Raw genomic sequence first — 21,136 nt, forward strand, 5'->3', positions numbered from 1 at the left:
GGCATTCTCGATCTCGTTATGACTGATCCCCCCCTCGCAAGGCACGAAAATCATCCCCGCCGGCCCAAGCTCCGCCAGGAAAATCGCGTCATGCCCGGCCCCACTGACGATATCCATGTGCGCCAACCCCAGCGCCGCCGCCGAATCACGCACGGCATCAACGCAGACAGGGTCGAAATACAAGGCCGGAAAATCGGCCGTCGGCGTCAGTTCGTAGCGCAAACCATGCTTGGCGACCGTAGCCTCGATCACCCCACGCACCTCGCCGATCATCGCGTCCAACTGCTCACCTTCCAAGTGCCGGAAGTCCAAGGTCATGCGCACCTCTCCGGGAATCACGTTGCGTGAGCCCGGATAAGCCTGCAGGCAGCCGACCGTACCGCAGGCATGGGGCTGGTGGGCGAGGGCGGTACGGTTGACCGCCTCCACCACCGCAACGGCGCCGACCAAGGCATCTTTACGCAGGTGCATGGGGGTAGGGCCGGCGTGGGCTTCGACGCCGCGCAAGGTCAGGTCGAACCACTTCTGCCCCAGCGCACCCAGCACCACCCCGATGGTCTTGCCTTGGTCTTCGAGGATCGGCCCCTGCTCGATATGCGCTTCGAAGTAAGCGCCCACCGGGTGCCCGAGCACCGCGCGCGGGCCGGCATAGCCGATGGCGTTCAGTGCTTCGCCAACACTGATGCCCTGGGCATCGCGCTTGGCCAGGGTGTCTTCAAGGGTGAACTTACCGGCGAACACCCCCGAACCCATCATGCACGGGGCGAAGCGCGAGCCTTCTTCGTTGGTCCACACCACCACCTCCAGCGGTGCCTCGGTTTCTACGCCCAGGTCGTTGAGCGTGCGGATCACCTCCAGCCCGGCCATCACCCCGAAGCAGCCATCGAACTTGCCACCCGTGGGCTGGGTGTCGATATGGCTGCCAGTCATCACCGGCGGCAGCTTGGGATTGCGCCCGGGGCGGCGGGCAAAGATGTTACCGACACCGTCGACCGTCACCGTGCAGCCGGCCGCTTCGCACCACTGCACGAACAGGTCGCGGGCCTGGCGGTCGAGGTCGGTCAGGGCCAGGCGGCATACGCCGCCTTTTTGCGTGGCGCCGAGCTGGGCGAGGTCCATCAGCGATTGCCACAGGCGTGCGCTGTCGATGTGGCGGTCGGTGGCGTGCAAGACGTCCTTGGCGGGCGTGCTCATGGGTATCTCCTCAGGCTGTTGTCATCGTTGTGGCTTGGCCCTGGCCTCATCGTTCAGGGCAACGGCTTGGCCAGCCGCGCCGGCCCGCGCACCGCCACGCCGCCCAGGGCGAAGTAGAGCCCGCCACCCAGCAACGAACCGGTGAACCAGCCGTAGTCGTAGAACCAGCTGAAACTGCTGTTGCCGATGGCCATCACGGTCAGCGCCACCGGCACGCCGAAGGCGGCGAAACCGGCCCAGTTCCACGCCGGGTACACGTCGTCGCGGTACAGCCCGGCCAGGTCCAGTTGCTGGCGCCGCACCAGGAAGTAGTCCACCACCATGATCCCGGCGATCGGCCCGAGCAGGCTGGAATAGCCCAGCAGCCAGTTGGAGTACACGCTCTCAAGGCTCAGGTCGGAGACGATCCAGCCAAGCTTCTTGAGCAGCTCGTGGCCCATCAGCGCCAGGCCGATGAAGCCGGTCAGCCATACTGCGCGGCTACGCCCGATCAGGCGCGGGGCGATGTTCTGGAAGTCGTTGGTGGGCGAGACGATGTTGGCCGCGGTGTTGGTCGATAGCGTGGCGATGATGATCAGCGCCATGGCCAGCGCCACCCAGCCCGGGCTCTGGATATGGCCGATCAGGCTGACCGGGTCGGACACCGTCTGGCCCACCAGCGAGGCCGAGGCGGCAGTCATGATCACCCCCAGGGAGGCGAACAGGAACATGGTCAGCGGCAGGCCGAAGATCTGCCCGAGGATCTGGTCCTTCTGGCTTTTCGCGTAGCGGCTGAAGTCGGGAATGTTCAGCGACAGGGTGGCCCAGAAGCCGACCATGGCGGTAAGCCCTGCGCAGAAGTAGCCGACCACGCTGGCGCCCTCGGGGCGTTTGGGCGGTTGTGCCAGCAACTCGGTCATGGACATGTGCGGCATCGCCCAGAACAACAGGCCGATACCCACCGCCACCAGCAGCGGTGCCGACAGGGTTTCCAGCCACTTGATCGACTCGGCGCCGCGCAGCACCACCCACAGGTTCAGCGCCCAGAACAGCATGAAGCCGATCACCTCGCCGGTGCCACCCAGCGCTTTCCATTCAGGGAACAGCGAGCCGAGGAACAGGTGGATGGCCAGCCCGCCAAACATGGTCTGGATGCCGAACCAGCCACAAGCCACCACTGCGCGGATCAGGCAGGGCACGTTGGAGCCGAAAATGCCGAACGACGAGCGCAGCAATACCGGGAAGGGGATGCCGTACTTGGTGCCGGGGAAGGCGTTGAGGGTGAGCGGGATCAGCACGATCAGGTTGGCCAGCAGGATCGCCAGCAACGCCTCGCCCACGCTCAGGCCGAAGTAGGCGGTGAGCACGCCGCCGAGGGTGTAGGTGGGCACGCAGATGGACATGCCCACCCACAGCGCGGTGATGTGCCACTTGTTCCAGGTGCGCTGGTGCACTTTGGTGGGGGCGATGTCGTGGTTGTATCGGGGGCTGTCGAGGACGTCGCTGCCGGCGTCGAGTTCGAACAGGCCATGCTGCTCGACCACTTGTGATCTGCTCTGTTGCATGGGGCCTTCTCCAGGGTGTTTTTCTTTTTGTTTGCTCATCGGGCTAATTCGATGGCCGGAGTACACACACCACCCGTACTGCACCTGCGGTCCGGCCATGGTGGTTGTGGCCGGGGTTACAACAAACGTGCCGGGTTGGACGTGGCCGTGCCCGGTTATCGCTGCTGACCGCAGGTAACTTGCTGACTTGCAAAAGCATTCCTGATTGCGGCTGGAACGAGCGAATACCTGCAACGCCGCCACAGGCCAACACACTGTGATTCAAAGCGGTGCGGCCCGGACTATCCGCTGCGAACCTGCGCCTCTCCAGCCGTTTTTTAAACAACTGAATTTGCGTAGAAAATCTTGACCAAATTTGCATCCTGTCAAGTGCGTCAAAATGGTGAAGGGCTGTTCCGTTTTGGTGATTCGCTAAATTAATTCATATAAATCAACGAGATAAAATTTTGAGTATTTGCATATATTTTTTCTTGATGAATGTCAGAACCGCAACTAGCCTCGATTCTTGTCAGGCCTGACAGGATTGAGTGAAGCCCGCAGGCACTGGCCCATGAAAATTCCAAGAACCGGCCAGATAGACCGGTCTGCCTGCGAGGAAGACGGCATGTCCCTGTTGATCCGTGGCGCCACCGTGGTTACCCATGAAGAAAGCTACCGCGCCGATGTGTTGTGTGCCGACGGCGTGATCCGCGCCATCGGTGAAAACCTCGACGCGCCCACCGATTGCCAGGTGCTCGATGGCAGCGGCCAGTACCTGATGCCCGGCGGCATCGACCCGCACACCCACATGCAGTTGCCGTTCATGGGCACCGTGGCCAGCGAGGACTTTTTCAGCGGCACCGCCGCGGGCCTGGCCGGCGGCACCACCTCGATCATCGACTTCGTCATCCCCAACCCGCAGCAGTCGCTGCTCGAGGCCTTCCACACCTGGCGTGGCTGGGCGCAAAAGAGTGCCTCCGACTACGGCTTCCACGTCGCCATCACCTGGTGGAGCGAGCAGGTCGCCGAAGAGATGGGGGAGTTGGTCAGCCAGCATGGGGTCAACAGCTTCAAGCACTTCATGGCCTACAAGAACGCGATCATGGCCGCCGACGACACCCTGGTGGCCAGCTTCGAACGCTGCCTGCAACTGGGCGCGGTGCCCACCGTGCATGCCGAGAACGGCGAGCTGGTCTATCACCTGCAGCGCAAGCTGCTGGCCCAAGGGCTGACCGGGCCCGAGGCGCACCCGCTGTCGCGCCCCTCGCAGGTTGAAGGCGAGGCCGCCAGCCGCGCCATCCGCATTGCCGAAACCCTCGGCACGCCGCTGTACCTGGTGCATGTGTCCAGCCGTGAGGCGCTTGACGAGATCACCTATGCCCGGGCCAAGGGCCAGCCCGTGTACGGTGAAGTGCTGCCGGGCCACCTGCTGCTCGACGACAGTGTCTACCGCAACCCGGACTGGGCCACCGCCGCCGGCTACGTGATGAGCCCGCCGTTCCGCCCGCGCGAGCACCAGGACGCACTCTGGGGCGGCCTGCAGTCGGGCAACCTGCACACTACCGCTACCGACCACTGCTGTTTCTGCGCCGAGCAGAAGGCCATGGGCCGCGACGATTTCAGCCGTATCCCCAACGGCACCGCCGGCATCGAGGACCGCATGGCGGTGCTGTGGGACGCTGGGGTGAACAGCGGGCGCCTGTCGATGCACGAGTTCGTCGCGCTCACCTCCACCAACACCGCGAAGATCTTCAACCTGTTCCCGCGCAAGGGCGCCATCCGCGTCGGCGCCGATGCCGACCTGGTGCTGTGGGACCCGCAGGGCACGCGCACCATCAGCGCCCAGACCCACCACCAGCGGGTCGACTTCAACATCTTCGAAGGCCGCACCGTGCGCGGCATCCCCAGCCACACCATCAGCCAGGGCAACGTGCTGTGGGCCGACGGCGACCTGCGTGCCGAGCCGGGGGCTGGGCGCTATGTGGAGCGGCCGGCGTATCCGTCGGTGTACGAGGTGCTGGAGCGGCGTGCCGAGCGCCAGAAGCCAACGCCGGTTCAGCGCTGAACCCATCGCCGGCAAGCCGGCTCCCACAGAATTAGTGCAGGCCTTGTGGGAGCCGGCTTGCCGGCGATTGGGGCGCAAAGCGCCCCCGATAACAACCCAGATATTCCTGTTGACTGCCATCCCCAAAACGGACGCGGCACCTGACCAGCGCCGCCTCCCATAAAAACGAGAGAGGCTACAACCGTGATCGACGCCCTGAACCATTTGCCGCGCCCTCGGGCCGGTGCCGACCAGTTGGCCGAGGCCTTCGGCGACCTTGCGCCCCCGCTCACCGCCCGCCAGGCTGCCGTTGAAAGCGCACGCTGCCTGTACTGCTACGACGCGCCGTGCGTCAACGCTTGCCCCAGCGAAATCGATATCCCCTCGTTCATTCACCGCATCAGCGACGAGAACCTGCAGGGTGCGGCCGAGCGCATCCTCTCGGCCAACATCCTGGGTGGCAGCTGCGCCCGGGTGTGCCCCACCGAGATCCTCTGCCAGCAGGCCTGTGTGCGTAACAACGCCCAAGAATGCGCCCCAGTGCTGATCGGCCAACTGCAGCGCTATGCCCTGGACAACGCCGGCTTCACCGAGCATCCGTTCCAGCGCGCGCCTGCCACCGGCAAGCGCATCGCCGTGGTCGGTGCCGGCCCGGCCGGGCTGTCGTGTGCCCATCGCCTGGCCATGCACGGCCACGACGTGGTGATCTTCGAAGCGCGGGAGAAAGCCGGCGGCCTAAACGAATACGGCATCGCCCGCTACAAGCTGGTGGACGACTACGCCCAGCGCGAAGTGGATTTTCTGCTGGGCATCGGTGGCATCGAGATTCGCCACGGCCAACGGTTGGGTGGCAACCTGTCGTTGACCGAGCTGCACAGCCAGTACCACGCCGTATTCCTTGGCCTGGGGCTCGATGCCGTGCGCCAGCTGGGGCTGACCGATGAAGAAGCCCCTGGCCTGCTGGCCGCCACCGAGTACATCCGCGAACTGCGCCAGGCCGACGACCTCAGCCAACTGCCGTTGGCCGACCGCTGCCTGGTGATCGGCGCCGGCAACACTGCCATCGACATGGCGGTGCAGATGAGCCGCCTGGGCGCGCGCGACGTCAACCTGGTGTACCGCCGGGGCGAGGCCGACATGAGCGCCACGGGCCACGAGCAGGAGATCGCCAAACACAACCAGGTGCGCCTGCACACCTGGGCACGGCCGGATGCCGTGCTGCTCGATGACACGGGCCGGGTGCGCGGGATGCGCTTCGTGCGCACCCAACTGCTGGATGGCCGCCTCAACGACACCAGCGAGACCTTCGAACTGGCCGCCGACGCCATCTTCAAGGCCATCGGCCAACGCTTCGACGACGCCAGCCTCAGCGACCCGCTGGCCGCGCAACTGGCCCGCGATGGCGAACGCATCCGTGTCGACGCGCACCTGCAGACCAACCTGCCGGGCATCTATGCCGGCGGCGACTGCACCGCCCTGGGCCAGGACCTCACCGTTCAGGCCGTGCAGCACGGCAAGCTGGCCGCCGAAGCCATCCATGCCCAACTCATGCTCAATGTGGAGGCTGCGTAAATGGCCGACTTGTCCATCGTGTTCGCCGGCATCAAGGCGCCCAACCCCTTCTGGCTGGCCTCCGCGCCACCCACCGACAAGGCCTACAACGTGGTCCGCGCCTTCGAGGCGGGGTGGGGCGGGGTGGTGTGGAAAACCCTCGGCGAGGACCCGGCGGCGGTCAACGTGTCGTCGCGCTATTCGGCGCACTACGGCGCCAACCGCGTGGTGCAGGGCATCAACAACATCGAGCTGATCACCGACCGTTCGCTGGAGATCAACCTGCGTGAAATCACCCAGGTGAAGAAGGACTGGCCCGACCGGGCCCTGGTGGTGTCGCTGATGGTGCCGTGCGTCGAGGAGTCCTGGAAGTTCATCCTGCCACTGGTGGAGGCCACAGGCGCTGACGGCATCGAACTCAACTTCGGCTGCCCCCACGGTATGCCCGAGCGCGGCATGGGCGCTGCCGTGGGCCAGGTGCCGGAATACGTGGAGATGGTCACCCGCTGGTGCAAGATCCACTGCTCGTTGCCGGTGATCGTCAAGCTCACGCCGAACATCACCGACATTCGCCAGTCGGCGCGGGCGGCCCATCGCGGTGGCGCGGACGCGGTCTCGTTGATCAACACGATCAACTCCATCACCAGCGTCGACCTTGACCGTATGGTCGCCCACCCGATCGTTGGCGATCAGAGTACCCACGGTGGCTATTGCGGTTCGGCGGTCAAACCCATTGCCCTGAACATGGTTGCCGAGATCGCCCGCGACCCTGAGACCCGTGGCCTGCCGATCTGCGGTATCGGCGGTATCGGCAACTGGCGCGACGCCGCCGAGTTCATGGCCCTGGGCAGCGGCGCGGTGCAGGTGTGCACGGCGGCGATGCTGCATGGTTTTCGCATTGTCGAGGACATGCAGGACGGCCTGGCGCGCTGGATGGACCAGCATGGCCATCACAACCTGGAGGCCTTCCGTGGCCAGGCGGTGGGGCATACCACCGACTGGAAGTACCTGGACATCAACTACAAATCGGTGGCGCATATCGACCAGGCGGCCTGCATCGGCTGCGGGCGTTGCCATATCGCCTGCGAAGACACCTCGCACCAGGCCATCGCCAGCACGCTCAAGGCCGACGGCAGCCACGCCTACAGCGTGATCGAGGAGGAGTGCGTGGGCTGCAACCTGTGCCAGATCACCTGCCCGGTGGAAAGCTGTATCGACATGCAGGCGCAGGACACCGGCAAACCGTACATGAACTGGACCCAGGACCCGCGCAACCCCTACCGTGAGGTGAGTTGAACTGGGTCTGAAACTGTAAGGGGCTAGCACATCCACTGTAGGAGCGGCCTTGTGCCGCGAAAGGGCCGCAGCGCTGCCCCAGGATTTCAGGGAGCAAGCTGAAATCGCCGGGGCCGCTTTGCGGCCCTTTCGCGGCACAAGGTCGCTCCTACAGAAAGCTGCGCAAGACAGTAGCTTGCACATGGGCCGTGCGTGCCGTTGTGGGTGGGCTGCACAACCGCCCTGGATGCGCCAGTCTTAGAATGCCTTGTGCCCGTTATCCAGCTGTTGGTCCACCAGCGCCCGGCCATGGGCCAGCGACACATGCTGGGCGTTCTCCAGGTCGGCGAAGAATTTCATCGGCATCGACAGGCGCCTGCTGGTATGCCCGCCTGGGTCGGTAATCAGGCAGCCGGCGGCATAGGGCAGGAGGGAGTCGGGGTGGGGCATCACACTGGCGGTGATGATGTGATCGCGGTATTCACAGTGAAGGGTTTGCATCGTCCTTACCTCGCTGTGGCTATGGAAGGGTTACTTCCATATACCACGGCGAGGGGCCGGGAGTTCCCGGCCCGACGAGCGCGAGCCTCGTCTGTCAGCCTTGCAGTGCGGTCGGCTGGATGACTTCGACCCAGTAACCATCGGGGTCTTTGACGAAGGCCAGGTGGTTCATGCGGCCATCGGCCAGGCGCTTCTGGAAGGGCACGTCCAGCGCCTCGAAGCGCGCGCAGGCAACGCGCACGTCCGGCACCGAAATGCAGATGTGGCCAAAGCCGCGCGGGTCGGTGTTGCCGTTGTGGTAGGCGAACTCAGGGTCGTTCTCGGTGCCGTGGTTGTGGGTCAGCTCGAGCACGCCAGGGATCGACTTCATCCACTGGTGGCGCTCGGCGTCATCGGCCGGGATCAGCGCCGGGTCCACCAGGGCCAGGAAGTACAGGCTGAAGGCCGCTTCCGGGAAGTCGCGCTTGTCCACCAGGCGAAAGCCCAGCACACGGGTGTAGAAGTCCAGCGACTTTTCGATGTCCTTGACCCGCAGCATGGTGTGGTTGAACACGAAACGGGCGGTGGCGGTGTCTGGCTGGGCGGTGACGCCGGGCAGGGTGTGCAGATCGTGCAGGCTCATGGGAACTCCAGAATCAGGGCCTAAATACAGACGGGCATGATACGGCAGTCAGCCTCGAGCGCAAACGAAAGCGCCCTGCACGAGTGCAGGGCGCCGGAATTTAGAGGCCCGCATGTGCGGGCGCGTGATGGGGTCGCTAGTCCTTTAGCTGGTTCGATACTGTTACAGCGCTTGTGAAAAATGTGTGAAGCCAGCGTTGATATTTCATCAGCGAACCCAGCTTTCCACGGTCTGTGCGCCGTATTGTTCCTTCCAGGCCTTCAGCCCACGGTGGTTGCCGCCTTTGGTTTCGATCAGCTCGCCAGTGTGGGGGTTTTCGTACACCTTCACCACACGGGGGCGGCGTTGCTGTTTGGCGGCAACTGCCGGCGCTCGCGCGGTCGCTTTAGGGTCAAGAATCGCGATGATGTCGCGCAAATTCTTGTCATAGCTTTTCATCAGGCCGACTAGTTTCTGCTCGAATTCGATTTCGCGTTTGAGGCCGGCATCCTTTTTTAGCGCTTCCAGTTGTGCCATCTGTTCCTGTAGCGCTTTTTCGGCAGCACGAAACTCTGCAAGTCTGGACACTGTCATCACTCCTGTAAGTCTGCCGTGGCATGGCGTAACGAACATGGAAGTCACACTAGACGCCGGCCACGCGGGTGGGTATTGCTGTTCGCTGTTAGTGAGTGTAGTAGTCGCGGGGCAGAGGGTAAACAGCAAACTTTCAATTGATTATCGGGGAACTTTGCAGCTTTTTCGCAACCGCTTTGAAATGGCTTCAAGAGCGGCTCCTGCCCGCGCTAGACCATGGTCCAATGGTGCATGCCAGAGCCTTCGGGGCAAAATTGGCGATGATGGTCGAAATCTGTTCGTTCATCGCGTAGTGCCGGTGCAGGTGGCTGCCCGGATTGTTTTTTGCCTTACTCTGGATGTTCCCTCGCATGTTTGCCCCTTTTCCTCTCGCCCCCGGGCGCAGTGTTGCCGGCTTGTTCTTGCTGTGCGTCGGTGTCAGTGCCCAAGCCGCCGGTTTTGTTGAAGACAGCAGTGCCAAGATCGAAGCGCGCAATGTCTATTTCAACCGTGACTTCCGTGATGGTCACAGCAGTTCCAGCCAGGGCGCGTCAAAGCGCGAAGAGTGGGCGCAAGGGTTCATCCTCAATGTCCAGTCCGGTTATACCCAAGGCCCGGTAGGGTTCGGGGTGGATGCCTTGGGGATGGTCGGGTTCAAACTGGATTCCAGCCCGGCTGACAGTAACAGCGGGCTGCTGCCATCGTCCGGGCATGACCCGCGCCACGCTGCCGACCAGTACGCCAAGATGGGGATTGCCGGCAAGGTGAAAGTCTCCGAGACCGTGCTCAAGTATGGTTCGATGATGCCGGACGTCCCCTTGCTCAAGTACAACGATGGCCGTCTGTTGCCGACCATGTTCCACGGTGCCTGGCTCACCTCCGAAGAGGTGCGTGACCTCAAGTTCACCCTGGCGCGCCTGAACCAGTACACCGCGCGGGACTCGACCGACCGCCAGGACATCCGCGTGCACTGCAAGAACAAGCGCTATGCCTGCGATATCGAGGCTGACCATTTCGACCTGGGTGGTATCGACTACCGCTTCAACGAACGGGTCAGCGCCCAGTACCAGGTATCCAGGCTTGAGAACATCTACCGTCAGCACTTCCTCGGCCTGGTCGCCAGCCAGCCGCTGCAAGTCGGTACGCTGTCGGCCGACCTGCGCCTGATCAAGAGCGATGACATCGGCAACGCCCGCGCCGGCAACATCGACCACCGCGCCTTCAGCGGCATGCTCGGCTACAGCCTGGGCGGCCATAAGCTCAGCGCCGGCTGGCAGCGCATGTATGGCGAAAGCGCCATGCCGTACCTCGACGGCACCAACCCGTACCTGGTCAACTACGCCCAGGTCAACGACTTCGCCGCCGCCCAGGAGCGTTCCTGGCAACTGCGCTATGACTACGACTTCAAGGCCATCGGCGTTCCCGGCCTGACCTTCTTTACCCGCTACATCAACGGCGACAACATCAAGGTGCCGGGCAGTACTGCCGAAGGTAAAGAGTGGGAGCGCGACACCGAACTCAAGTACCAGGTGCAAAGTGGCACGTTCAAGGACGTCAGCGTTCGCTTGCGAAACTCCACTTATCGCAGCAACTACGAGAAATGGGCGCGGGACATGGACGAGACGCGGGTGATCGTCAGCTACAACTTCTCGGTGTTCTGAGGGCCTTTGCCAAATGCTGGTGGTCATCCGAGAATGACCACCAGCATCCAGGCAGGGCAGGTGATGAAGCAACTTTTGTTGATTGGTATCGGCCCCGGCGACCCGCGCCAGGTTACTTATGAAGCCGTCGAGGCCATGGGCCGCGCCACGGTGTTCTTCGTGCTCGACAAGGGTGCGGAAAAAGACGAACTGGTGCGTTTGCGCAAAGCCATCCTCGAACGCTACCTGCCCGCTGGTGGTTACCGTCTGGTGCAGGTCGAAGACCCGCAACGCGATGCCCAGGCGACGGACTACGTTGGTGCCGTGCACGACTGGCATGTGCGGCGTGCCGCGTTGTATGCCCGGCTGATCGAAGACGAACTAGGCGCCGATGATGTCGGCGCCTTCCTGCTGTGGGGCGAGCCAGCGCTCTATGACAGCACCTTGCGTATTATCGACCTCGTACGTCAGCGCGGCCCTGCGCTGGCGCTGCAGGTGATTCCCGGCATCAGCAGCATCCAGGCCCTGGCGGCCAGGCATCAGGTGCCCCTCAATCGCATCGGCGAACCCCTCACCGTGCTGCCGGGCCGTCGCCTGGCCGAGCAGGCACGGATCGACAACGTGCTGGTGATGCTCGATGGCCAGTGTGCGTTTGCCACACTGGAGGATCCGCAGCTGACGATCTACTGGGGAGCGTACCTGGGCACGGCCGACGAGTTGTTGATCGCCGGGCCGTTGCAACAGGTCAAAACGCAGATTCTCGAGGTGCGAGAACAGGCCCGGCGGCGCAAGGGCTGGATCATGGACACCTACCTGTTACGCCGCGAAGCCTGAGGCTGTGCTGCCTCGTCGCCAGGCAACCCGTTACCGGCGTTCGCGCCGCAACATCGCCCCGACGAAGTTGTACAGCCGCTGTTCGTGCCTATGCAGGAGGCTGTGTTCGATGCGCCCGAGCAGCACGGTTGCATGCCGCTGGCGGTCGAAGCGGGCCATGAGCAGCGGCCAGCAGGCGTCTTGCGCCCGCTGCCATTGCGCCTCGTCGCTATACAGCTGTGCAGCCACCTTGGCCAGCCCTTCGGCGGTGTCGGCGATGCTGCCCGGCCAGGGCTGTTGCCCTTGTATGCCCTCGGCGCCGATCGGAGTGGTCACGCTGGGCGTGCCATGGCGCAGGGCATCGAGCAACGCGCCTTCAATGCCCGCGCCGGATCGCAGTGGCGCCAGGCACACGCGCGCGCCGGCCAACAGCGCCCCGGCGCATGCCGTCTCGCCCATCACATGCAAACCCTGCTCCGGCGCATGCAAGGCCATGCTCTTGGCAGACGGGTTGGTACCGTAGAGGTGCAGCTGCGCTTCAGGCAGCTGGCGGCGCAGCACCGGCCAGAGGTTGTGCCTGAGCCACAACAGCGCGTCATGCTGGGCCGCCGAGGCGAAGTCGCCCAGGCTGACGAAGTGCTGGCGCTCGGCGAACGGGCGCAAGGTAGCAGCTGGCTCGACCATCGGCGGGCAGTAATGCAGCAGGAACTCCGGCACGCCGAAGCCGTTGACCAGCAGATCGAGCTCGGCTTGCGAGGTGAGCAGCGTCAAGTCGCAGCGCCAGATGGCCGCCAGTTCGCGTTGAGTCAGGTCGAGCGGCGCCATTTGCCGGTACAGCTCGGGGCCGCTGGTGGCGAACAGGGCGCGGAAGTCGTTGGGGTCGAGGCCTTCGATCAGGCGCCGGCGCAGCAGTTGCTGGCGCGCCTCGCGCAGGCTTTGCAGGCCGTCGGTCAGCAGCACACGCAGGGCCTGCGGGATGTGTTGGGTGACCTGGCTGGCGTAGCGTTCTTCGCTGGTGAAACTGTCGAACAGCACCACATCTGCGGTCTGGCGGGCGAAGAGGCTCGCGTTATCGGTGCTGATGTGTTGCTCGAGCACGCCCAGTGCGACGAGGTCGGCCTTGCGCTCGCCGGTTTGGGCCGCGCTGGCGAAGGTGACTTGCCAGCCGCGGGCCAGGAACGTTTGGAGAATCTGCTGCAGGTGCTGGCCGGCGCTGCAGGCCTGCTGCTCGGGCCAGCGGTGGCTGAGGACCAGGAGGTGGGGCATGGGAGAGGGCCTTGGGGCAAAGGGCGCTATTTAAGCATATGGGGATGGGGTGGACTGTCATGAGTATGACGGGCGAGCGGCTGCGCCTGTCACGGCGAGCACCTCGTGACCCACCTCACCCCGCCCCAAGAATCTCCCGCACCTTGTCCCGCAACTGATCGATGCTGAACGGCTTGCCAATCATGTGCATGCCTTCGGGCACATTCACATTCTCGGCATAGCCACTGGCGAACAGCACAGGCAGCAACGGCCGCAGCTCAAGGGCCTTGCGCGCCAGTTCTTCACCGCGCATGTCGGGCAAACCCACATCGGTCATCATCAATGCCAGCGATTGCCCGGCATCTTCAAGAACCTTCAGCGCTGCAGCGGCATTTTCCGCCTCGATGGCTTTGTAGCCCAGTTCGTCGAGCACATCGACGATCAACATACGTACGATGTCGTCGTCTTCGACTACCAGAAGGTACATGGTGTGGGTCCTGTTTCGCGGAATGGGTTTCTACTCTGTGCCCTCGGCAGGGGTAGAAGTTCCCCCAGCTTAACGGCGCATGCAATCAGATGGAACGATTGGCGCACAGCGCCTTCAAATACTGGCTAAATGCCCTGCCAGAACCGCCAAAGCTGGTTAGACTCGCAGTATTCCCGGTCGGTGTGGCGCAGGGTCTTACACTTGCAGGATGTAGCCGCCAGCACTGTTCAATGGACTTTTTTTCGCTCGGGCCTTATCCCATGATTCAAACAGCCTCGATGGATCAACGCAGCTTTCGCAAGCTGCTCGCCCGCAACGTCGGCCTGCCGCTGGGCGTCGGGCTGCTGGGCGCAGTAGCGTTTGTGGCGGTGATCAACTACCTGCTCTCGGCCATGCAATGGGTCGAACACACCGATCGGGCGATCGGCAACGCCAACGAAACGGTCAAGCTGTCGATCGACATGGAAACCGGCATGCGCGGTTACCTGCTGACCGGCGAAGAGCGTTTTCTCGACCCCTATGAGGTGGCCAAACCGCGCATTTTCAGCAGCCTGGACAGCCTGAAGGCGCTGGTGGCAGACAACCCGCAACAGGTCGAGCGGATCGAGCGGCTGATCGCTCTGCAACGGGAGTGGAACAACTTTGGCGGCGAGATGATCAGCCTGCGCCGTAACAAAGGTGACTATCAGCTGCCGATCGGCACCGGCCGTGGCAAGCGCATCACCGACGAGATCCGCAAGGAGTTCGACAGCTTCATCAGCACCGAGCAGCAGCTGCGCATGGCGCGCAACGAGAAGGTCAGCACGGTCACCGTCACCGCCATCTCGGCCTTCGTGCTGTTCATCGTCGCCCTCAGCGGGCTGCTTGCCTACCTCGGGCGCCGCGACCTGCTGAGCCTGTCTGCAAGCTACGCCGATAACCTGCAGGCCCAGCAGCGCTCTGCCCAGGGCCTGGAGCACCAGGCCTGGCTGCGCGCCGGGCAGACCCAGCTGGGCGAACAGATGATGGGGCAACTGACACTGCCGATGCTTGGTGACAACATCCTGCGTTGTTTCGCCGGCTACCTGGGCAGCGTGGTCGGTGCCCTCTATGTGCGTGACGAGCACGGGCACCTGGTGCGGGTGGCCAGCTACGGCCTGGATGCCGAGCAGCAAGGCAAGGATCAGGTGCTGGGGGAGCATGGCGGCCTGCTGGCCCAGGCCGTGATGCAGGGGCGGCTGATTCGCCTGGATGACTTGCCCGAGGATTACTACCAGCTCAGCTCCGGCCTGGGCCGTGGCTTGCCGCGCAGCGGCCTGCTGATGCCCGCCCGGGATGATGGGCGCATCAATGGGATCCTGGAAATCGGCTTCCTGCGCCCCTTGAACGACCGGGATGTCGAGCTGCTCGAGCGTGTGGCCGAGAACATCGGCATCTCCATCGAGAGCGCCCGCTACCGCCAGCGCCTGCAGGAAGTGCTGGCCGAGACCCAGCAGCTCAACGAGGAGCTGCAGGTCCAGCAGGAAGAGCTCAAGTCCGCCAACGAAGAGCTCGAAGAACAGTCGCGGGTGCTCAAGGAATCCCAGGCCTACCTGGAGACGCAACAGGCGGAGCTGGAGCAGACCAACGAACAACTGGCCGAGCGCACCGACGCCCTGGACCGCAAGAACAGCGAGCTGAACCAGGCCCAGGTCGAGCTGCAGGCGCGCGCCGACGACCTGCAGCGCTCGAGCAAGTACAAGTCGGAATTCCTCGCCAACATGTCCCACGAGCTGCGCACGCCGCTCAACAGCTCGCTGATCCTGGCCAAGCTCCTGGCCGAGAACGGCGAGGGCAACCTCAGCCAGGAGCAGGTCAAGTTCGCCGAGTCGATCTACTCGGCCGGCAACGATTTGCTCAACCTGATCAACGACATCCTCGACATCGCCAAGGTCGAGGCCGGCAAGCTTGAAGTGCGCGCCGAAACCACCCCGCTGGAGCGCCTGGTCGAAGGCCTGAAGGGCATGTTCCTGCCATTGGCCCAGGACAAGGGCCTGGACTTCCAGGTACAGCTCGAACAGCCCCTGCCGGCGACACTGTTCACCGACCGCCAGCGCCTGGAGCAGATCCTCAAGAACCTGCTGTCCAACGCCGTCAAGTTCACCGAGCGTGGCCAGGTGAGCCTGCGCATCAGCCACCAGGTGGGCATGGGCATCGTGTTCGCCGTGCGCGACACCGGCATCGGCATTGCCGCCGACCAGCAGCAGGCGATCTTCGGCGCCTTCCACCAGGTCGACGGCACCAGCAACCGCCGCTATGGCGGCACCGGGCTGGGGCTGTCGATCTCCCGCGACCTGGCCCACCTGCTCGGCGGGCAGATCAGTGTGGATAGCAGCCCGGGGCAGGGCAGCGTGTTCAACCTGATCCTGCCCGAGCGCTACGAGCCCTCGGGCGAGCAGAAAGAGGTGCACAGCCTGCGCCCGGCGGTCGACGAACTACCCCCGGCGCCGCAGGTGGTGGCCCCGGCGCGTGCCGAACGGCAGGCCCCCGCGTTCACCGACGACCGCGAACTGGCGCCGTTCAGCAACCGCTGCATCCTGGTGGTCGAGGACGAACCGAACTTCGCCCGCATCCTCTACGACCTGGCCCACGAACTGGGCTATAGCTGCCTGGTGGCGCAGAGCGCCGACGAAGGCTTCGAACTGGGCGCCCAGTACCTGCCCGACGCCATCCTGCTGGACATGCGCCTGCCCGACCATTCCGGGCTCACCGTGCTGCAGCGCCTCAAGGAACAGGCCGGCACCCGGCATATCCCGGTGCACATCATCTCGGTGGAAGACCGCGTCGAGGCGGCCATGCACATGGGCGCGGTAGGCTACGCGGTAAAACCCACCAGCCGCGACGAGCTCAAGGCGGTGTTCGCCCGCCTGGAGGCCAAGCTCACCCAGAAGCTCAAGCACATCCTGCTGGTGGAGGACGACGACCTGCAGCGCGAGAGCATCGCCCGCCTGATCGGCGACGACGACATCCAGATCACCGCCGTGGCCCTGGCCCAGGACGCCCTGGCGCTGCTGCGCGAGAACATCTACGACTGCATGATCATCGACCTCAAGCTGCCCGACATGCTCGGCAACGAGCTGCTCAAGCGCATGACCGCCGAGGACATCCGCAGCTTCCCGCCGGTGATCGTCTACACCGGGCGCAACCTCACCCGTGAGGAAGAGGCCGACCTGCTCAAGTATTCGCGCTCGATCATCATCAAGGGCGCACGCTCGCCGGAGCGCCTGCTCGACGAAGTCACGCTGTTCCTGCACAAGGTCGAGTCGCAGCTGTCCAACGAACGCCAGCGCATGCTCAAGACCGCGCGCAGCCGCGACAAGGTGTTCGAGGGGCGCAAGATCCTGCTGGTGGACGACGATGTGCGCAACATCTTCGCCCTCACCAGCGCCCTGGAGCACAAGGGCGCCATCGTCGAGATCGGCCGCAACGGGCGTGAAGCCATCGAGGCGCTCGAGGCCAACGACGACATCGACCTGGTGCTGATGGACGTGATGATGCCGGAGATGGATGGCTATGAAGCTACCCGGCTGATCCGCCAGCAGCCGCGCTGGCGCAAGCTGCCGATCATCGCCGTGACCGCCAAGGCGATGAAGGACGACCAGCAGCGCTGCCTGCAGGCCGGCGCCAACGATTACCTGGCCAAACCGATCGACCTGGACCGCCTGTTCTCGCTGATCCGCGTGTGGCTGCCGCAATTGGAGCGAATTTGACATCTTGACCAGTGAACGCAACACCGACATTGAAATCCGGCTGCTGATCGAGGCGATCTACCTCAAGTACAGCTACGATTTTCGCGATTACTCCGGCGCCTCGATCAAGCGCCGGATCCTGCACGCCCTGCGCCAGTTCGATTGCCGCACGGTGACCGCGCTGCAGGAGCGCGTGCTGCACGACCCGGGCATGTTCATGGAGCTGCTGCAGTACCTGACGATTCCGGTCAGCGAGATGTTCCGCGACCCCGGGCATTTCCTGGCGCTGCGCAACGAAGTGGTGCCGCTGCTGCGCACCTGGCCCTCGATCAAGATCTGGATCGCCGGTTGCAGCACGGGCGAGGAGGTCTATTCCATGGCCATCCTGCTGCGCGAGGAGGGCTTGCTGGAGCGCACCATCCTGTATGCCACCGACATCAACCCCCACTCGCTGGAACGCGCCAAGCAGGGCATCTATTCGCTGCCGAGCATGCGCGAGTATGCAGAGAACTACCGCAAGGCCGGCGGCCGGCGCGACTTCGCCGAGTACTACACCGCCGCCTACGGCAACGCCATCATGGACAGCAGCCTGCGTGACAACGTGACCTTCGCCGACCACAGCCTGGCCACCGACAGCGTGTTTTCCGAGACCCAGCTGGTGTCGTGCCGCAACGTGCTGATCTATTTCAACAAGACCCTGCAGGACCGCGCCCTGGGGCTGTTCCACGAGTCGCTGTGCCACCGTGGCTTCCTGGTGCTGGGCAGCAAGGAGTCGGTGGATTTCTCGGCCTACAGCGACGGTTTCGAGCCGCTGGTACGGCCTGAACGGATCTACCGCAAATCATGAACGGCGTGCGTGCGGTGGTCATCGGCGCCTCGGCGGGCGGCGTCAGTGCGCTGTTCAGTGTGCTCGGCGCGTTGCCGGACGGTTTCGCCATCCCGGTGCTGTGCGTGCTGCACCTGCCGGACAACCGCCACAGCCAGCTGGCCGAAGTGCTGCAGCGCCGCCTGCGCCGCCCGGTGCGCGAAGCCTGCGACAAGGCGCGCATCGAGGCGGGGCTGATCTATGTCGCCGGGCCCCGCTACCACCTGTCGGTGGAGCAGGACCTGACGCTGTCCCTCAGCCAGGAAGAACCGGTGCATTTTTCCCGGCCGGCCATCGATTACCTGTTCGCCTCGGCGGCAGATGCCTACGGCCCGGGCCTGCTCGGTATACTGCTGACCGGTGCCAACGAAGACGGCGCCCGCGGGCTGTTGCAGATCAAACAAAGCGGTGGCCGGACCGTGGTCCAGGACCCTCGCGATGCACAGGTCGCGCTGATGCCGGAGGCCGCCCTGGCCCTGCACAGCCCCGACCATATCCTTTCCCTGAGCGGTATCGGGCAGTTGCTCGCCACCTTGGAACCCCGCACATGTTAAGCAACATCACCGCCAAACTGCTGATCGTCGATGACCTGCCGGAAAACCTGCTGGCCCTCGACGCCCTGATCCAGGGCAACGACCGCGAAGTCCATCAGGCACAGTCGGCGGAGCAGGCCCTGTCGTTGCTGCTCGACCATGAATTCGCCCTGGCCATCCTTGATGTACAGATGCCCGGCATGAACGGCTTCGAGCTGGCCGAGCTGATGCGCGGCATGGAGAAGACCCGCAACGTGCCTATCGTCTTCGTCAGCGCCGCCGGGCGCGAGATGAACTATGCGTTCAAGGGTTACGAAAGCGGTGCGGTGGACTTTCTGCACAAGCCGCTGGATACCGTCGCGGTGAAGAGCAAGGTGTCGGTGTTCATCGACCTGTTCCGCCAGCGCAAGGCCCTCGACCGCCAGCTGCAGGCGCTGGAACGCAGCCGTGCCGAACAGGAGCAGTTGCTGGCGCAATTGCAGGTGGCCCGCGGTGAGCTGGAGCATGCGGTGCGCATGCGCGACGACTTCATGTCGATCGTCTCCCACGAAGTGCGGACCCCGCTCAACGGCCTGATCCTCGAAACCCAGCTGCGCCGCATGCACCTGTCGCGCGGCAACCTGGCAGCGTTCAGCGAAGACAAGCTCAAGGCCATGGTCGAGCGTGACGAGCGGCAGATCAACAGCCTGATCCGCCTGGTCGAGGACATGCTCGATGTGTCGCGCATCCGCACCGGCAAGCTGTCGATCCGGCCCAAGGCATTCGACCTTGGTCAGCTGGTGCAAGGCCTGGTGCAGAACTTCAGCGCCCAGGCCGGCGCCCTGCAGACCCATATCGAACTGCAGCGCTGCCAGGCCCTGCATGGCGAGTGGGACGAGTTCCGCATCGAGCAGGTGCTGGCCAACCTGTTGTCCAATGCCTTGCGCTACGGCGAACGCAAACCGGTGCAGGTGCGCTTGTACGAAGACGGCGGCATGGCCTGTGTGCAGGTGCAGGATTCAGGCATCGGCATCAGTGCGCAGAACCAGCAGCGGATCTTCCAGCAGTTCGAGCGTGTCGCCGCCCAACAGGCCAGTGGCGGGCTTGGGCTGGGGCTGTACATTTCCGAACAGATCGTGCTGGCCCACGGCGGGCGGATCCAGGTCGACAGCAGCGAAGGCAGCGGTGCCACCTTCAGCGTCTACCTGCCGCTGCCGCAGGTGCAGCAGCAAAGTGACCACACACAGGCAACCTCGGCGTAGTGCCGGGGTCTGATAGCCATCTGAGTTGAATGTGAAGGCGTAGTCATGAGCGAAGATGCACAAGATGTCGTATTGATCGTCGAAGACGAACCGGCGATCCGCATGATCCTGCGCGATTACCTGGCGGGCGAGGGTTACCACGTGCTGGTGGCCGAAGACGGCGAGCAGGCGTTCGCGATCCTGGCCAGCAAACCGCACCTGGACCTGATGGTGACCGATTTTCGCCTGCCAGGCGGCATTACCGGGGTGGAGATTGCCGAGCCTGCGGTGAAGTTGCGGCCTGACCTGAAGGTGATCTTCATCAGTGGCTACCCGGCGGAGATCCTCGAGTCCGGCAGCCCGATCGCGCGCAAGGCGCCGATACTGGCCAAGCCGTTCGACCTGGATACGCTGCATGAGCAGATTCAGGCGTTGTTGCGTTAGGAGCAGGTTTTGCATCTGGCGTGAGGTTGCCGGGGCCGCGCTGCAGGCCTTTCCGGCCGGTCCGGCGCCCCGGCAAGGCCGCTCCTACAGGGGACCGCGTACACCTGTAGGAGCGGCCTTGTGCCGCGAAAAGGGGCGCAAAGCGCCCCCAGCAGTATCACCCCATATACTCCCCAGGCGGCGCCGGCAACTCGGCCAGCAAATCCCGCAATCCCGCACACCACTGCCTGCGAATCTGGCTGTAGTAAGGATCATCCTGGGTAATGCGATAACTCTGCGTCGGCCCGAACGCATCCTTGCGATACACCAGCAAGTCCAGGGGCATGCCCACCGACAGGTTGCTGCGAATGGTCGAGTCGAACGAAATCAACCCGCAGCGCAATGCCTCGTCCAGTGAAGTGCGGTAGGTCAGGTTGCGGTCGAGGATCGGCTTGCCGTACTTGCTTTCGCCCAGTTGCAGGAACGGCGTGTCTTCGGTGGCCTGAATGAAGTTGCCTTGCGGATACACGCTGTAGACCCCCATGGGCCCGCCGGCAATCTGCCCGCCCACCAGCAACGAGCAACTCAGGTCGACCTTGCTCGCCAGCTTGCTGCGGTCCCGGGTGACTACCTCGCGAATGGTTTCGGCCACCAGCACGGTGGCGTCATACAGTGTGCGCACGTTCAGCAGATGGCTGCCCGTGCCGTTGCAACGCTGGCGCAACAGGTTGACCACCGATTGCGAGGTGGCCAGGTTGCCCGCGCTCTGCAGGACGATCAGCCGCTCGCCGGGGGTGCTGAAAATGAACAGTTTGCGAAAAGTCGAGATCTGGTCGATCCCGGCATTGGTGCGCGAATCGGAGACAAACACCAGCCCGTCGGCCAGGTGCATGGCCACGCAGTACGTCATGTGGTTTACCTGTGTGCGTTGAATGACCCCC

The 21,136-nt window shown here is 63.9% G+C and carries 18 protein-coding genes; 10 read left to right on the plus strand and 8 right to left on the minus strand.

The genetic code is table 11. The features are described 5' to 3' along the window. A partial coding sequence (locus L6D77_RS23035; protein WP_236170174.1) for a Zn-dependent hydrolase occupies positions 1 to 1,194 on the minus strand: 1,194 nt, incomplete at its 3' end. A gap of 53 nt (positions 1,195 to 1,247) precedes the next feature. Beyond that, a complete protein-coding gene (locus L6D77_RS23040) occupies positions 1,248 to 2,738 on the minus strand; it encodes an NCS1 family nucleobase:cation symporter-1 (protein ID WP_232885119.1) in 1,491 nt (496 codons plus the stop codon). Between the two features lie 604 nt (positions 2,739 to 3,342). Here L6D77_RS23040 and hydA point away from each other — a divergent pair. The 3 genes from hydA to preA all read left to right on the plus strand — a co-directional run bounded on the left by hydA (position 3,343) and on the right by preA (position 7,608). Continuing rightward, the gene (gene hydA / locus L6D77_RS23045; RefSeq protein WP_232885118.1) at positions 3,343 to 4,782 is read left to right on the plus strand and encodes a dihydropyrimidinase; all 1,440 of its coding nucleotides are present in this window, start codon (positions 3,343 to 3,345) and stop codon (positions 4,780 to 4,782) included. A 183-nt stretch (positions 4,783 to 4,965) separates the two neighbouring features. Beyond that, the gene (locus tag L6D77_RS23050; protein WP_232885117.1) at positions 4,966 to 6,333 is read left to right on the plus strand and encodes an NAD(P)-dependent oxidoreductase; all 1,368 of its coding nucleotides are present in this window, start codon (positions 4,966 to 4,968) and stop codon (positions 6,331 to 6,333) included. Continuing rightward, complete coding sequence (preA, locus tag L6D77_RS23055) at positions 6,334 to 7,608, plus strand: NAD-dependent dihydropyrimidine dehydrogenase subunit PreA (RefSeq protein ID WP_232885116.1); 1,275 nt, start codon at positions 6,334 to 6,336, stop codon at positions 7,606 to 7,608. A gap of 237 nt (positions 7,609 to 7,845) precedes the next feature. On the opposite strand, the gene L6D77_RS23060 is transcribed toward preA, so the two are convergent. The 3 genes from L6D77_RS23060 to L6D77_RS23070 all read right to left on the minus strand — a co-directional run bounded on the left by L6D77_RS23060 (position 7,846) and on the right by L6D77_RS23070 (position 9,277). Further along, the gene (locus tag L6D77_RS23060; RefSeq protein ID WP_232885115.1) at positions 7,846 to 8,088 is read right to left on the minus strand and encodes a hypothetical protein; all 243 of its coding nucleotides are present in this window, start codon (positions 8,086 to 8,088) and stop codon (positions 7,846 to 7,848) included. Positions 8,089 to 8,182: 94 nt separating this feature from the next. After that, complete coding sequence (gene gloA / locus L6D77_RS23065; protein WP_232885114.1) at positions 8,183 to 8,710, minus strand: lactoylglutathione lyase; 528 nt, start codon at positions 8,708 to 8,710, stop codon at positions 8,183 to 8,185. Between the two features lie 207 nt (positions 8,711 to 8,917). Next, complete coding sequence (locus tag L6D77_RS23070) at positions 8,918 to 9,277, minus strand: histone-like nucleoid-structuring protein, MvaT/MvaU family (protein ID WP_232885113.1); 360 nt, start codon at positions 9,275 to 9,277, stop codon at positions 8,918 to 8,920. Between the two features lie 356 nt (positions 9,278 to 9,633). Between L6D77_RS23070 and L6D77_RS23075 the strand changes: the two genes are divergently transcribed. Then, positions 9,634 to 10,923: an OprD family porin gene (locus L6D77_RS23075; protein ID WP_232885112.1), complete on the plus strand. Its 1,290-nt coding sequence runs from the start codon at positions 9,634 to 9,636 to the stop codon at positions 10,921 to 10,923. 63 nt (positions 10,924 to 10,986) lie between these two features. After that, complete coding sequence (gene cobF / locus L6D77_RS23080) at positions 10,987 to 11,736, plus strand: precorrin-6A synthase (deacetylating) (RefSeq protein ID WP_232885123.1); 750 nt, start codon at positions 10,987 to 10,989, stop codon at positions 11,734 to 11,736. Positions 11,737 to 11,766: 30 nt separating this feature from the next. On the opposite strand, the gene L6D77_RS23085 is transcribed toward cobF, so the two are convergent. Then, positions 11,767 to 12,981, minus strand: a complete 1,215-nt coding sequence (locus L6D77_RS23085; RefSeq protein ID WP_232885111.1) for a glycosyltransferase — start codon at positions 12,979 to 12,981, stop codon at positions 11,767 to 11,769. A 115-nt stretch (positions 12,982 to 13,096) separates the two neighbouring features. Next, a complete protein-coding gene (locus tag L6D77_RS23090) occupies positions 13,097 to 13,447 on the minus strand; it encodes a response regulator (RefSeq protein WP_232885110.1) in 351 nt (116 codons plus the stop codon). A 260-nt stretch (positions 13,448 to 13,707) separates the two neighbouring features. Here L6D77_RS23090 and L6D77_RS23095 point away from each other — a divergent pair, with 260 nt between their 5' ends. Genes L6D77_RS23095 through L6D77_RS23115 form a run of 5 tightly spaced genes read left to right on the plus strand, consistent with a single transcriptional unit; the run spans position 13,708 to position 20,216 of the window. Continuing rightward, complete coding sequence (locus tag L6D77_RS23095; protein WP_232885109.1) at positions 13,708 to 17,175, plus strand: response regulator; 3,468 nt, start codon at positions 13,708 to 13,710, stop codon at positions 17,173 to 17,175. Between the two features lie 4 nt (positions 17,176 to 17,179). After that, positions 17,180 to 18,001: a CheR family methyltransferase gene (locus L6D77_RS23100; protein ID WP_232885108.1), complete on the plus strand. Its 822-nt coding sequence runs from the start codon at positions 17,180 to 17,182 to the stop codon at positions 17,999 to 18,001. Then, entirely contained in the window at positions 17,998 to 18,573 is a 576-nt protein-coding gene (locus L6D77_RS23105; RefSeq protein ID WP_232885107.1) for a chemotaxis protein CheB, read from the plus strand. Before L6D77_RS23100 ends, L6D77_RS23105 begins: the two co-directional genes overlap by 4 nt. Then, positions 18,567 to 19,793 (plus strand): hybrid sensor histidine kinase/response regulator, encoded by a 1,227-nt coding sequence (locus tag L6D77_RS23110; RefSeq protein WP_232885106.1) that lies wholly within the window; start codon positions 18,567 to 18,569, stop codon positions 19,791 to 19,793. Before L6D77_RS23105 ends, L6D77_RS23110 begins: the two co-directional genes overlap by 7 nt. Before the next feature lie 45 nt (positions 19,794 to 19,838). Continuing rightward, the gene (locus L6D77_RS23115; RefSeq protein ID WP_232885105.1) at positions 19,839 to 20,216 is read left to right on the plus strand and encodes a response regulator; all 378 of its coding nucleotides are present in this window, start codon (positions 19,839 to 19,841) and stop codon (positions 20,214 to 20,216) included. A gap of 157 nt (positions 20,217 to 20,373) precedes the next feature. Here L6D77_RS23115 and L6D77_RS23120 read toward each other — a convergent pair whose 3' ends face one another. Beyond that, positions 20,374 to 21,105 (minus strand): proteasome-type protease, encoded by a 732-nt coding sequence (locus L6D77_RS23120; RefSeq protein WP_232885104.1) that lies wholly within the window; start codon positions 21,103 to 21,105, stop codon positions 20,374 to 20,376. Positions 21,106 to 21,136 lie beyond the last annotated feature (31 nt).

Source organism: Pseudomonas parasichuanensis, from assembly GCF_021601385.1.
Lineage (GTDB): Bacteria > Pseudomonadota > Gammaproteobacteria > Pseudomonadales > Pseudomonadaceae > Aquipseudomonas > Aquipseudomonas parasichuanensis.